This is a genomic window from Pyxidicoccus sp. MSG2, assembly GCF_026626705.1.
Classification (GTDB): domain Bacteria; phylum Myxococcota; class Myxococcia; order Myxococcales; family Myxococcaceae; genus Myxococcus.
In genome coordinates this window covers 6,619,030-6,632,643 of the sequence record NZ_JAPNKC010000001.1, presented here as the reverse complement: position 1 = coordinate 6,632,643, position 13,614 = coordinate 6,619,030, and the positions used below count along the sequence as shown (strand labels likewise).

General features: G+C 69.6%; 10 protein-coding genes and 1 pseudogene. 4 read left to right on the top strand and 7 right to left on the bottom strand.

All coding sequences use genetic code 11. The features are described from left to right. Nucleotides 1-127 precede the first annotated feature (127 nt). The 5 genes and pseudogenes from OV427_RS26140 to tnpB all read right to left on the bottom strand — a co-directional run bounded on the left by OV427_RS26140 (nucleotide 128) and on the right by tnpB (nucleotide 4,267). The gene (locus tag OV427_RS26140) at nucleotides 128-427 is read right to left on the bottom strand and encodes a hypothetical protein (protein ID WP_267858890.1); all 300 of its coding nucleotides are present in this window, start codon (nucleotides 425-427) and stop codon (nucleotides 128-130) included. A gap of 812 nt (nucleotides 428-1,239) precedes the next feature. Further along, complete coding sequence (locus tag OV427_RS26135; protein WP_267858889.1) at nucleotides 1,240-2,229, bottom strand: alpha/beta fold hydrolase; 990 nt, start codon at nucleotides 2,227-2,229, stop codon at nucleotides 1,240-1,242. A 121-nt stretch (nucleotides 2,230-2,350) separates the two neighbouring features. Beyond that, nucleotides 2,351-3,136, bottom strand: a pseudogene (gene tnpC / locus OV427_RS50835) (IS66 family transposase). Between the two features lie 15 nt (nucleotides 3,137-3,151). Next, nucleotides 3,152-3,643, bottom strand: a complete 492-nt coding sequence (locus OV427_RS26120) for a hypothetical protein (RefSeq protein ID WP_267858886.1) — start codon at nucleotides 3,641-3,643, stop codon at nucleotides 3,152-3,154. 33 nt (nucleotides 3,644-3,676) lie between these two features. Then, on the bottom strand, nucleotides 3,677-4,267 hold the full coding sequence (gene tnpB, locus OV427_RS26115; RefSeq protein WP_267858885.1) for an IS66 family insertion sequence element accessory protein TnpB: 591 nt from the start codon (nucleotides 4,265-4,267) through the stop codon (nucleotides 3,677-3,679). A 414-nt stretch (nucleotides 4,268-4,681) separates the two neighbouring features. Between tnpB and OV427_RS26110 the strand changes: the two genes are divergently transcribed. Then, entirely contained in the window at nucleotides 4,682-7,939 is a 3,258-nt protein-coding gene (locus tag OV427_RS26110) for a carboxypeptidase regulatory-like domain-containing protein (RefSeq protein WP_267858884.1), read from the top strand. A 39-nt stretch (nucleotides 7,940-7,978) separates the two neighbouring features. Here OV427_RS26110 and OV427_RS26105 read toward each other — a convergent pair whose 3' ends face one another. Next, nucleotides 7,979-8,191, bottom strand: a complete 213-nt coding sequence (locus tag OV427_RS26105; RefSeq protein ID WP_267858883.1) for a hypothetical protein — start codon at nucleotides 8,189-8,191, stop codon at nucleotides 7,979-7,981. 547 nt (nucleotides 8,192-8,738) lie between these two features. Between OV427_RS26105 and OV427_RS26100 the strand changes: the two genes are divergently transcribed. From OV427_RS26100 to OV427_RS26090, 3 genes are all read left to right on the top strand, one after another. Next, nucleotides 8,739-10,565 (top strand): DUF885 domain-containing protein, encoded by a 1,827-nt coding sequence (locus OV427_RS26100; protein WP_267858882.1) that lies wholly within the window; start codon nucleotides 8,739-8,741, stop codon nucleotides 10,563-10,565. A gap of 377 nt (nucleotides 10,566-10,942) precedes the next feature. After that, entirely contained in the window at nucleotides 10,943-11,797 is an 855-nt protein-coding gene (locus tag OV427_RS26095; RefSeq protein ID WP_267858881.1) for an acyl-CoA desaturase, read from the top strand. A 129-nt stretch (nucleotides 11,798-11,926) separates the two neighbouring features. Next, on the top strand, nucleotides 11,927-12,820 hold the full coding sequence (locus tag OV427_RS26090; RefSeq protein ID WP_267858880.1) for a helix-turn-helix transcriptional regulator: 894 nt from the start codon (nucleotides 11,927-11,929) through the stop codon (nucleotides 12,818-12,820). Here the strand turns inward: OV427_RS26090 and OV427_RS26085 are convergent. Then, entirely contained in the window at nucleotides 12,786-13,355 is a 570-nt protein-coding gene (locus OV427_RS26085) for a LysE family translocator (RefSeq protein WP_267858879.1), read from the bottom strand. The two genes, OV427_RS26090 and OV427_RS26085, sit on opposite strands and share 35 nt — an antisense overlap. Nucleotides 13,356-13,614 lie beyond the last annotated feature (259 nt).

Sequence of the window (13,614 nt, the reverse complement as noted above, 5' to 3'; positions counted from 1 at the left end):
GTGCGGAGGCAGGCGGCGCGCGCTGACCTACCTTACCGAGCACGGTGTTTCACCCGCCCTCCTGGCTCCCGCCCCAACCCCACTGCGTCCGCCCAACAGGGGCCCAGGCGCGGACGGCGCCCCGCGTCTATTCGAACGGACAGACGGTGGGGCCGCCGTGGCTGGCACAGACGCCACGCTGGATGCAGTAGCCGCCGTCGGGCGTGGCCCAGGCGTACATGAGCATCCCGTCGAAGCAGGCCACGTACTGAGATGGGACGGGGCAGTCGTAGGCCGGGTCGCAGTCCGGGTACTGCTGCGCGGTGACCTGTCCGGACTGCGGCGTCTCCGGTTCGTTGCTTTCCTGAGGCGCGCTGCCACAGCCGGCAAGCAGCGCGGTGGCACAGAGGGCGGCGAGGGACGACTTCTTCAGCGAAAGACGCATCATCGTCGTGTCTCCTGTCTTAAGCGGGACGATTGATTTTGCGTGTCCCTCTGACCTGGACGCCAGCGACGCCCGCGCTTTCCGTCATGCGTGTTGCATGTGCAATGGAGATGAGGGAGCCCGACCGCCGTTGTCGTAGCCGTCTCGCGGCACTGTTCCCTACACGACCTGGCCGTGGAGCCAGCGCGCCAGTTGGGCGCAGGGTGCCTCTGCCGCTGCCTGGCTCTTCGCATTTTCGAACTCCGATCCGCCGCCTGGCAGGGTTACGCTGTCTGGCATGACGACCTGCTCCGCAACCTGGCCGGGTGGCAGCTGCACCCGTACGGACGTTGTCGCGCACGGGCTATGTACCGCGCACTACGGGCAGCAACGCCGCGCCGAAGCCAAGGAGCAGGCCGTCACGTTCCGGCCCTGAAGGGCGAACATGGCGCCGACGTAACAGCTCGCCGCGCCCCGTCTGGACGGGGCGAGGATGAGCCCGCCGGGCATTGAAGCACGGCGCGGTGGCGTCAGTCGGAGCTGGCCGGGAGCGTGACGGTACCGGGATTCTCGATGGCGGCAAGGGCGGCGCGCAGCAGGTAGCATCCCGGGTCTTCACCGCGCAGGCGAGCCATTTCCCCCAAGCAGGGGCGAGGCCGGAGCCGGAGGAAGAGAGCCCGTCCTTTGCCGCGACGAGGGAGGAGCCGAAGAAGGAGCGCACACCACGATTGGACTCTCGCCAGGCTGCTACGCAGGACGGAAAGCGCTGGACGTGTTCGCTTGCTCGAAGTGTGGAAACAGGAGATGCGCTCATCCAGCGCGCCTTCGCCGCCCTTTCAAAATGTCTCGAGGAAGGTCTTCATCTCGCGCAGCACCTCGTCATGGTTGGTGAGCCAGACGTAGTGCCGCGCGTGCTCGAGCTTGATGCCCTTCCAGTTCGGCATGCTCATCACGCTCAGCATTTCGGCGTCCCGCTGGTGCGCCCTGGCGCTCAGGGTCCTCAACTTCTCCTGCACGGGAAGGTCCATTTGGGAGAAGCCTGGGATGTCCTCCACCCGCCCGAACCGAGGCTGATCCACGTAGAGGAAGAGCACGGGCGCCGTCACGGCCGCGAAGTCCACCTTCAAGAAACCCTTCATCACCCGCTCCTCCGCGTGCGGCCACTTGCGGTCGCGCAGGTAGTGCCCGGTCTTCGGATCGAACTCGCTCGCCTCGTCGATCTCGTGCGCGGGGAACGCTCCTCCGACGTCACGCGCGACCGCGGCGGCGAGCGCGGCGCGTGAGACCACGTCCTCGGGAGCGGGCTCGCTCGGAGGAGGCATGGGCAGGATCGAAAGGAACTCCGCCAGCAGGTCACCGTTGATCCTCACGTCCAGGTAGACCACCTTCTCCACGCGCTCCGGGTGATGGGTTGCCACCCAGGTGAGCTCTGGCCCGGCGGCGGAGTGGCCCACGAATGACGCCTTCGCGATTCCCAGCCCCTCCAGCACCCGGACGACGTCCTCGCCCAGGGTGGCGGTGTCGTAGCCCTGCTCGGGCCAGCTCGACGAGCCATACCCCCGGCGGGTGACGGCGTAGACGTGATGGGCCGCGGTGAACTCCGGCGCGAAGGTGTCGAACACGTGGCCCGTGTTGCCCAGGCCCGACAGGAAGACGAGCGCGGGTCCCTGGCCTCCGAAGTCGAGCAGCTCGAGCTCGACCCCCTCGGCCACCTTCACCCGCTTCACCTGATGCAACGTGCTGGAGTCGGCAGAAGCCGGGACCGGGACGGACTTCGTCGTCACACAGGCGAACAGCGGCAAGCAGAGGAGGAGGAGTTTTCGCATGGACTGACTCAACTACAGGAATGCGGAGACCACCAGGGAAGCCCATGGGTAACAGCTCGCCGCGCTCCATCTGGACGGGGCGTGGATGAGCCCCCGCCCGGCTTCGATGGGCGCGGTGGTGTCAGTCGGAGCTGGACGGGAGCGTGACGGTGCCGGGAGTCTCGATGGCGGCGAGCGCAGCGTGCAGCAGGTATCGCCCCGGGTCCTCACCAAGCGCCTTGCGCAGAGCACTGCCTGGCAGCGAGCGCTGGGCCAGCGCCCACTCGCGGATGGCAGCCACCAGCGGAGCGGACTTCTCCTGTCGCACCGCGAGCCGTTGCGCCAGTGCCGCGGCCTGTTGCTCCCCCTGCAGTACGTGCGGTTGTGGTAGGTCGGCCTCAATGGCATACAGCCGGCCAATGAGCGACAGCACCTCGGCGCACACGGGGGCCACTCTCTCGGCCTCCACGAATTAGCGTCGCACGTGGGCCCAGCAAAACACCAGGGAGCAGGAGGCTGGCCCATCCGCTCCAGGCTTCGTCACCGTCTGGTAGGCGGCGTAGCCATCCACCATGACGACGCCCGCGTAGTCACCGAGTACCAGCTTCGCGGTGGCCCCGGAGCGACTGGGCAGAATCCGGTGGTACACCGCGTCCGCACAGGCCACCGTCCACGCGTACCACTTCTTCCCCGGTCCCTTGTTCAGCATGTACCAGTGCGTCTCGTCCGCGTGGATGAGCGGGGAGGAGAAGACAACCGCGGGCAGCGCCTCGTAGCTGGGCTGCAGGTGGTGGGCCAGCGCGTTGAGCTGGTCCCAGAGCGTCTGGCTGTCCACCACCAGGCCCTCTCGCTGAAACATGCGCTCCTGGCGCGCCAGTGGCAGGTGGAAGCCATACTTCTGCAGGGCGACGTGGACGGCGAAGTCCACCGAGTAGCGGCCCCCTCAATGAGGCGCGGCGGGGCCGGCACGGTGACGGGCGCACACCCGCAGGGGCAGCGATACTTCTGCCGCCGGTAGTGCTTGAGGACGAAGTGGCGCTCCACCACGCTCACCTCCTGGCTGTCCCGCCCACTCCATCAACGCACCGCCGCACAGGCCGCACACCTTGTCGGCCTCGTCCAGGGGCAGCACCACCTCCTGCACGGGCAGCTGCGGCTGGGCACGCGGCCCGTGCCCGCGCTGCTTGCGTGCGCTCGCCGGCGGTGTCGCTTCCACTGCTGGCTTTCGCTTCTCGCTGGAGGCGCCGAAGAGGCGCTGCTGTATGAGCGCCAGTTGCTCCGCAAGCTGGGTGAGCTCCAGTTGCAGTCGCGCCTGGGCATCCTCACCCTTGAGCCTGGCATTCTCCTGCACCAGCAATTCCAGCCGCTGGTGCAGGCGCGCATTCTCCGCCTCGAGCAGCGCGGCCATCTGCTTCGCCGTTTCCAAGTCTGTCACATGCTCGATGCGCACCACACTTCCGCGGTAGTGCTACACGGCGGGCGCCACCGCAAGCGCTTTCTCCTCGAAGGCGGGAGGCGATAGCTTCCAGCGCCCGGCCAGCTCGCAGCCCTCCAGAAACAGCGACAACTCGGCCACCGTCAGCTCCACGCCCAGCGCACCCGCCTGTACCCAGGGCCTGGCGAAGCGTCCCTTGAAGAGGCGTTTGGTGAGCAGCAAAAGCCCCGTGCCGTCGAAGTACAGCACCTTGGCGCGGCGACGGCACCGCCCGACGAAGAGGAAGACGTCGCCCTTGACTACTGCGAAGGTGGTCGCCACTGGCGAGGGCGCGTGCTGCTTCGGCGGGTGCACCACCACGGGCTTGAGCGGCGCGGCCCCCTGCGCACTGCTCTGCGTCTTCTTGCCGCCGGGCGTCTGCCCCCGCCTCCACGCCTGCAACGTCGGCTCCGACACCCCCAGCCTCTCCACCACCGCCTTCAGCGTGTCGCCCTTCTCCAGGGCATGCGCCAGGTAGCGCACCGCGAACGCGCGCAGCGGCTCCGGGAATGGGCCCGAGCCTGCTTTGCGCCCGGCCCTCAGCCTCTCCACCTCCTGCCGGAACTGCTCCAACTCCTTCTCCACGTGCACCTCCAGGTTTTTGCCCCGGAGGTCTCACGTCGCGGCCCCTCTCGTCACGACGGGGCCCGGCGAGCAGTTACGCGCCGACCCCCGGGGGCTTGTCGTGGTGCCCACGTTTTATGCCGTCGGGGCCGACGTCGACGCCCTGAACGCCGAAGCCGCGCGTCGGAGGGTGGAGCGCTCCGAGGTTTACCGATCTGCTTTCGGCGCCTATGCGGAACAGCTGCGCGATCCGGCACCACCTGGACGGCGGCACAAGCCTTGGACGCTCCAGCCCGCCAGCCGCTCGAGGCCGGGTCCAGGTCTCCTTTCCCCCGGGGACACGCTGTCCCGCGTGCTGTCCCCGGCGTGGCGGTCCTTCGGCGCCGGTTCGGATTAGCCTGTGGCGGCAGGGTCCGCCGTGAAGGAAGGGGAAGCATGCGAACGCGTCATTGGCTGTGGGGGTCCGTCGTCGTCGGGGCGCTCGTGCTCGTCACCTGGGCGCTGCCAGGCGGCGGCTGGCGTGGGGCGACCTCAGCCAGGACGCAGGCGGTCCGCAACGCCGGGACGCCTCACGCGTCGCGCGCCGCCGCCACCGCGTCGCAGCGCCCCAGCGCCGGGCTGCGCATCTCCGGCACCGTGGTGGACACGAAGGGCGTACCCGTGGCCGGAGTCCGCGTCTCCGCCTCGTCGCCGGAGCCCGGGCAGACGCTGTCCGAAATGCCCTGCCCCGAACACCCGCCGTGGGCCTTCCAGTCCCCTCTGCGCCAGAACGCCCGGAGCAGGCGGCTTCCCCAGTGCATCGACGACGCGGGAGACCTCGTCATCGAGCTCGTCGGCGCGCGCGAGGGCGAGGCGCCCATCCACGCGGAGACGACCACCGGCGCGGACGGTGCCTTCGTCCTCGAAGCCCTGCCCGAGGGGGTGATGACGCTCTGGGCGCTGGGCGAGCGCGGTGCGGCGTCGCGCTCCGGCATCCCCGCCGGCTCCGAGGGCGTGGCGCTGGAGCTGGAAGCGGGCATCCTCCTGCAGGGCACCGTCATGGGAGGGGGCACGCCCCTGGCCGGCGCCAACGTCACGGCGCTGGACATGGGGCGCTCCCGCTTCTTCGACGCGACCACCGGCACGGATGGCGGCTTCCGCATGGGCCCCGTGCCGTACCGCGAGATGTACCTGGCCGTCGTCGCGAAGGAAGGCTGGCTCCCGGCGTACGTAGGCATCGGGGACCTGCACAAGCAGGTGACGCTCCTCCGTCCGAGCCGGCTCTCCGGCCGCGTGTTGTCCAACGGAGTCCCGGCGCCGGGTGCCGAGGTGCGCAGGGTCCCCGGCAAGCGCCTTCCCGTGGCCGGCGATGATGCGCGCGGCATCACCGCGGACGCGGAGGGCCGCTTCGAATGGGTGCTCCCCCCGGGCGAGTACACGCTCAGCGCCTCGCGGGGGGAGCGCTATGCGCTCGCGCGGGTGACGGCGGGCCCCACGACACCGGAGGTGGTGCTGGAGCTGGGCAGCGCCCTTCATGTCGAGGGCACCGTGTCGGACGAGTCGGGACAGCCCGTGGCCGGCGCCACCGTCAGCGTGTCCCGGCAGGAGTCGAACGGCGCGAGCCTGCGGGCCCTCACGGGTCCGGAGGGGCACTACCGCATGGGCCCCCTGGAGTCCGGCGAGTGGGACTTCGCGGTGACGGCACCCGGCCACCTCGACAGGTGGCGCATGGAGCCGCAGACGCTCGGCCCGACCACGGGGCCGGTGGACTTCACGCTCCACCGCGCGGCCTCCATCACCGGGCGCGTCACGGACACCGAGGGCCGGCCCCTGTCCGGAATCCAGCTCGTCCCCCAGCGCGCCGACACGGAGGCCGAGGACACCGGGGCCCGTGAGCACGCCTGGACGGACGAGGAAGGCTGCTTCGTCCTGGACACGGAGGAGCCCGGGGACTACCGCATCATCGTCACCGACAAGTCCTTCCTCAACGCGGCCTTTCGCGTCCGCGCGCCCTCGCGGGACGTGCACCTCACGCTCAAGCCGGGCGCCTCGGTGGAGGGCACGGTGGAGGACGCGCACGGCGTGCGGCTGGAGGGCTTTCTCGTGGAGCTGCAGGACCCGGAGGGCCTGGAGGAGTGGCGCCTCGGGCGCGACGTGCGCACCGACGAGAAGGGACACTTCCTCATCCAGGGCGTGCCGCCCGGCCGCTACCTGTTGCTGGCCACGCGGGAGGCGGCGAGCGCCACCCGCAGGGTCTGGCGTGGGGTGGAGCTCCAGGCCGGCACGCGAGCCCAGGTCCCACTGCGGCTGGAGCCGGAGCGCACCCTGTCCGGCATCGTGGTGGATGTCTCGGGCCAGCCCGTGAAGGACGTCTACGTCCGGGCCCGTCCGCCCCAACGGGACGGGCCGTTCTGGAAGCAGGAAGGCCGCAACAACCGCCATGGCACGCCCATGGGCGTGCGGACGGAAGCGGAGGGGCGCTTCACCCTGCGAGCCCTGACGGAAGCCGCGTACGACGTCAGCGCCTGGAAGTCCGGCTACACGCTGGACCGCGGGCTTTCGACGGGAGGCACGGCAGCAGAGGAGGACATGCTCCGCGTCGGTGCGGACACGGCGCAGGTGCGGCTGGTCCTGAGGCGGGAGGCCCACATCGTCGGACGGCTCGTGGGGCCCGACGGTGCGCCCATCCCCCGCTTCCAGGTGAACGGCACGCGGACGGAGGACCCGGAAGGCGCCTTCGCCGTGCCCGTCGAGGACCTGCCCTCCGAGCCGCTCGTCTTCGAGGCCGAGGGCCTGGCCACGCGGGTGCTCCGGTGGGAGCCGGGTGCGAGCGGCGCGGACCTGGACCTGGGCGTGGTGCGGATGAGCCGGGGCCGCGGGCTCCATGGGCGGGTGGTGGACGCGGAGACGGGTGAGCCCCTCGCGGACGTGGGCTTCGAGTTCTCCACCCGGTCCATGGATGCCAGGGGGGACGCGTTCACCCTGAGCAACGAAGGCACGGAGGGCACGAAGGAGGACGGCACCTTCGACCTGCCCCACGTGGACCTGGAGGCCTTCACCCTCACCGCCACCTGCGACGGCTACCGGAAGCAGCGCCTCACGGTGGGCCCCGAGCAGGAGGAAGTGCTCCTCCGCATGGACCCGGGCGCCCGGGTGGAGGTGACGGTGAAGGACCGCCGGGGCCGCCTTCGCGACGCCACAGTCGAGTTCCACGGGGATGGCGTCGAGGAGCTGGGCCTCACCCAGAAGGGCCAGCTCGTCCAGCGCGGCCTGGAGCCGGGGCCCTACACGGTGTGGCTGTCGCTCCACGACAGCCTGGACTCCCGCACTCCCGTCTTCCCGCCCCAGCGCGTGGTGGTGCCCGCCAGCGGCCGGGTCCGGGTCTCCTTCCAGGAGCAGGAGGGCGGCGCCACGGTGAAGCTGCGGGGGGCGGGCGGCGACGACGTGTCCGTCATGCTGCTCCCGGGCAGCGTGCCTCCGCCCTCGAGCAGCGAGGACCTGGAGCGCCTCTCCGCCCACTCCATCGACGTCGAGCAGCGAGGGGACGAGGCCACCTTCCAACAGGTGCCCCAGGGCGTGGCCACCGTCCTCATCGTCCAGTCCGGCGACTCCCCACGGTTCCACAGCGAGGAGCTGGTCATCCCCTCCGGGGGCACGCTGTCCCGCAACCTGTCCCCGGTGTGGCGCTCCTTCGACGTTGATTCGGAGGACTAGCCGCTCGCGTCGGAGCCATCACTGCCGCTGCCGCTGTTGCTACCCGCATTGCCCACCTGCGTCTGGCACGGGTCCGCCCACGGTGTTCCAGAGATAGGCATTCACGTCGAACTTCGGGTCAACCAGCCGGCGGCCCAGGTCCACGCCGTCATAGGCGAGCTGCTGGTCGTTCGGATGTCCGCGGTCGGAGACGGTTCCTCCCCCCTTGCCGAACAGCTCTCCCAGCATGCTGTCATGGGTGGCGCCCACCATCGTGTAATAGGCCAGGTGGTGCGTCTGGTCATCGCCCTTGGAACCGTCATCGTTGAGGCGGTCCTCGCGGAAGCCGGTGGGCGGCAGCTCGTTGGGGTGGTTCAGGTTCCAGCGGTGGTCCCGGTCCGGGTAGTCCTTGAGACCATCCCTGGCCGAGTCCGTGCCCGCGAACAGCAGGCCGAGGTCCCTGCCTACCTCCGCGCCGTCAATCTTCTTCCCGCCGTCCTTCGTATTGAGGAACCGCGAGCGCTGGGCGGCGTTGGAGAAGATCTCCAGCGACAGCTTCCCGGCCGCGCGGTCCGACTCGCCCTCGGCCTTCAGGAAGTCGCGCCGGAGGTCGTCGTTGCCCTGGAGGATTTCGCGAATCTTCTGGGTCTTCTGCGCCGGGTCACTCGGCAGCGAGTGGCCCTTGGACTCCAGAGTGACTGGTGGCGTCCAGGTCCAACCTCGCAGATGAGCGTCGGGGCGTGCGTGAAAACGCGTGCCACGTCCGGAATGCGCTGCTACCCCGCGGGTTCACGCCGCCGTCCCGTCCCCTGGAGTGCACATGCGCAGCAGGACCCTGGCCCTGGTCGTCTCCCTTGCCCTCGCCTTGCCCGCGGCGGCGCTGGCGCAGTCCACGCCCCGCGCGAAGGGCCAGGTACAGGTGAAGCCGCGGCAGTTGCCCGCGTGGGTCCAGCAGAGCAACGTCCACACGAAGTACGTGCTGGACGCGCTGTCGAAGTTCGACCCCGAGGACTCGGCCAGGGCGGGCGTGGAGGGACTGGACGAGGCCATCCTGGACCGCACCCCCGGCTACCGCGACCGCGTGCGCCAGGCGAGGGAGGCCGTGCTGGCGGAGCTGCGCACCCGGCTCGCCGCGGAGCAGGACCTCAAGGTGCGCCAGGACCTGCAGATCCTCATCGAGGCGCAGGAGCGCGAGCTGAAGGCCGCCGCGCTCGAGCAGCAGTACTTCGTGCCCTACGCGAGCGTGGCGCAGGGGGTGTTCAACGGCGTGCGCGTGCTGCTGGATGAGCAGGTGGCCCCGCGGCGGCGTCAGGCGGCGCTGGTGCGCCTGCGCAGGTACGCGGGGCTGGAGAAGGGCTACGCACCCATCGCCGAGCTGACCATGGCGGACACGCGCGCGCACCTGGCGAAGCCCGGGCTGCTCCTTCCCATGAAGGCCGAGCTGGAGCGCCACCTCGAGAACAACGCCTTCCTGCTCGACGGGCTCGCCCCGCTCTTCCAGAAGTACGGCCTCCAGGGCTACGAGGAGCCGCTCGCCACGCTGAAGAAGCAACTGCTGGACTACGACACCTTCGTGCGCACGGAGCTGCTGCCGCGCGCGCGCACGGACTTCCAGCTGCCGCCGGAGGTCTATGCGCACAACCTGGTGGAGCTGGGCGTGGACGTGCCGCCCGCCGAACTGGCCGCGATGGCGCGCAAGGCCTTCGGCGAGCTGCAGGCGGAGATGCAGCAGGTGGCCGCGCAGGTGGCCAGGGCGCGCGGCTGGAAGGATGCCGACTACCGCGCCGTCATCCGCGAGCTGAAGAAGGAGCAGCTGGTGGGCGAGGCCATCCTCCCCCACTACCAGTCACGGCTGAAGCAGCTGGAGGCCATCATCCGCCGTGAGCGCCTGCTCACCCTGCCCAAAAGCCCCGCGCGCATCCGGCTCGCCAGCGAGGCGGAGAGCGCCCGGTCCTCGGGGCCGTACATGGTCCCTCCCCGGCTGCTGGGCAACACGGGTGAGCAGGGCGAGTTCGTGCTCCCGCTCAACCTGCCGTCCACGGCGCCCGGCGGGGCGAAGAAGCTCGACGACTTCACCTTCGCCGCGGCGAGCTGGACGCTTACGGCGCACGAGGCGCGCCCCGGCCATGAGCTGCAGTTCGCGCGCATGCTGGAGAACGGCGTGTCCGACGCCCGCGCCATCTTCGCCTTCAACAGCACCAACGCGGAGGGCTGGGGGCTGTACGCCGAGCGCATCACCCTGCCCTTCCTCCCGCCGGAGGGGAAGCTCATCAGCCTGCAGCACCGGCTGATGCGCGCCGCGCGCGCCTTCTGCGACCCGGAGCTGCAGCTGGGCCGCACCACGCCGGAGCAGGTGAAGCAGTTGCTGATGACGGACCTGGTGCTGTCCGAAGCAATGGCCACCCTGGAGGTGGAGCGCTACACCTTCCGCCTACCGGGCCAGGCCACCAGCTACTTCTACGGCTTCACCCGCCTCAACGAGCTGCGCGCGGAGGTGGAGCAGGCGATGGGCAAGCGCTTCGACGCGCAGCGCTTCCACGACTTCGTGCTCGCCCAGGGCCTGCTGCCGCCGGACCTGCTGCGTCAGGCGGTGTTCGCGGACTTCGTGCGCGGCCCGCTGCCGACACGGGGCGCGATGGCGAAGTAGGCCCACGCGGGCAAGTGGGCCAGGCTCACGCCGTTTGTCTATTGAGACGGAGACGGGCCTGGGCATTGACGGCAAATCGTTGAAGCCCCTGTTGGCGCCGCTCTGCCGGGATTGCCTGGCTTGCTACAAACCGGCTGGGTAACCCTGGCCTCCAGCACTCGCGCGGGGCTGCTTTCGGGGAGGGAGCCGGACATCCACCTCCGACCAGCGCAGTCGCTGCCACGGCCTGGGCAGGCGTGTGCCCCAAGGCAGCTGCACTGCGTCTCCACCGGCCCGGTGCACAGCCCGAGCGGCCCACATCAGCGACACCCATCCCTCTGATGCGTTGAGGTACCCTGTCTCGAGTGGAACGCACCGAGCCCGACGGGGGAGGCCTCATGCAGACGTCCAGCCTGGCAGCGAGACCCATCCGGATGAACCCGCTCGTCGGGCTCATCCTGGTCATCTACCACGGGCTGGCGCTCGCGGCGTTCGTGCTCCCATGGCGCCTGGACTGGGTGCTCGCGGGCTTCGGCGTCTTCCTGCTGGTCGGGCTGGGGACGACCCTGGGTCTCCACCGGAAGCTGACCCATCGCTCCTTCGATTGCCCCCGCTGGCTGGAGTACGCACTGGTCACGGCGGCCATGCTGACCCTGCAGAGCAACCCGCTCGAGTGGGTGGCGAACCACCGCCTCCACCACGCGCACGCCGACAAGGAGCGGGATCCGCACACGCCGCGGAAGGGCTTCTGGTACAGCTACCTCGGCTGGGTGGTGGACGATTTGTCGACGGACCGGGAGGCCTACAAGACCTACTGCCGCGACCTCGCCCAGGACCGCTACTACCTCTGGCTCCGGCGGTACCGGTACGTTCCGCACGGGCTCCTCCTGGCACTCGTCGTCGCGGTGTGGGGCTGGCAGGCGGCGCCGTGCGTGATGTACCTGCCGCTCAAACTCTGGATGCACGCCCAGTACACGGTGAACTCGGTGTGCCATGCGGGCAGGCGTGGGTTCCGCTCGTACGACGCGCCCGATGAGAGCCGCAACGTGTGGTGGGTGGGCCTGTGGGCGCTGGGCGAGGGCTGGCACAACAACCACCACGCCCACCCGCGCTCGCCGATGCTTGGGCGCGGACCGTGGCAGATCGACGTGGGCGGTCTGGTGCTGCGGCTGCTGTTCAAGCTGGGACTGGCCACGCCGCATCCCGCCGCGGCGCAGGTGCCCGCGATGGATGCTCCTGCCTCCCCTCCTTGAGTGGCATAGCGCCCGAGTCAGCTCGCCCGAATCCTGCGGCCGGCCGCGGCCGCTATTATCAGCAGCGGCAATCGGCGCACGCTGTCGTCGATGGCGCATCTCAGCCATGCCAGCCCGGAGCAGAACAGGATGAACGAGGTGAGCCGAGGTAACCGGGTGTCGAAGACGGCGGCCGTCTCCCGTTTCTGGCGTGATGACCGGCTGCCCTTCATCGAGGCGCGTGAGGTCCACGACGGGCGCACGGTCTGCTACGCCCGGCATTTCCACGAGACCTTCTCCATCGGCGTGATTACCGGCGGGCGGAGCACCTATCTGAATCAGGCCGCCCGCGAGCCGGTGGGCGCCGGGGCCGTGGTGGTGATGAACCCGGGCGACGTGCATGCCTGCAACCCCATCCATGACCAACCCTGGTCGTACCGGATGCTGTTCGTGGACACACGCTGGCTGGCCAGCCTCCAGCATGAACTGGGGCTCAGCGTGAATCAGGACTACCACCCCTTCGCCCGCATCCTGACGACCGAGCCCGGGCTCTACGCGGCGTTCAATCGCTTCTACGACGTGCTGACCGCCCCCGAGTCCGAGTCCCTGCAAAAGCACAGCGCCGCCGTCACCTTCTTCACGCAGGCGCAGCAGCACCTGAATCCCTCGGCCTCACCACTGCGGGAGGTGAACGCCAGGCTCGAGCGTGCCGCTGACTTCATCAGCGACAACTGCACGCGCCCCCTCAAGCTGGAGGACATCTGCCAGGCCGCGGAGCTGTCCGCGTCCTACCTCATCCGTGCATTCAAGAAGCGCTACGGCATGACGCCCCATGCCTGGCTGGTCAACCGCCGCGTCCAGTTCGCCCGAGCCCAGCTCAAGCGGGGCCACCGGATTGCCGATGTCGCCCATGAGGCGGGCTTCGCGGACCAGGCCCACCTTCAGCGCGCGTTCAAACAACTGCTGGCCGCCACGCCAGGGCACTACCAGGGCCAGCCCCAGGCGCTCGCTAGGACAGGAGCAGGTAGATGGCACAACCGGTGAGCAGCGCGGCCATCACCCGGTTGAACAGGCGCACCCGCGCGGGGTGGTCCAGGTAGCCGCGCATGAAGCTCCCCGCGTAGGCCCAGCACGCCATGGAGCCCAGGCAGACCACGAAGTACACCCCCGTGAATTGCCAGACCCGCCACGGCTCACTGTTCGCCGCGAAGGCGCCCATGCCCGCCACGGAGGCCAGCCAGGCCTTCGGGTTGAGCCACTGCATGGTGGCGCCGTGGAAGAAGGTGGGTGCGGTGCCCGTCTTCGCATTGCCGAGCGCGCCGTCATCCACCGCCAGCCGCCAGGCCATGTACAGGATGAACGCCACTCCGCCCATGCGGAGGGCACTCGTCAAGAACGGCCAGAACTCCAGGAGCTCGTACAGCCCCAGGCCCAACAGCACCAGCAACAGGGTGAACCCCACCGTGGCGCCAGTCACGTAGCGCATGGCCGGGCGCAAGCCGAACTGGGCGCCGGTGCTCAACGTCACGAGATTCACGGGCCCGGGCGAAATCGATGCGGCCAGGGCAAAGGCGGACATGGAAAGAACGATGCTCATGACCGACGAAGCTAGGGACTGGCGCCCCGGGCGTATTGAAGGAAAGTGCCCTCGCGCTCCGCGCCAATGAGCCGAACGGAGGCCCGGCCACTTTCGTCGTTCCGAAGGCGCGCTTTCTGGATGCGCTGGAGCGCGGCCTCGGGCTGACTGACCCCTCGCCCACCGGTCGGGTAGCCAGGGCGGGTGAATTCATGCGGCGGGAACCGGATGTTCCGTCCGGGGTGGAGCGCGACGCACCTCG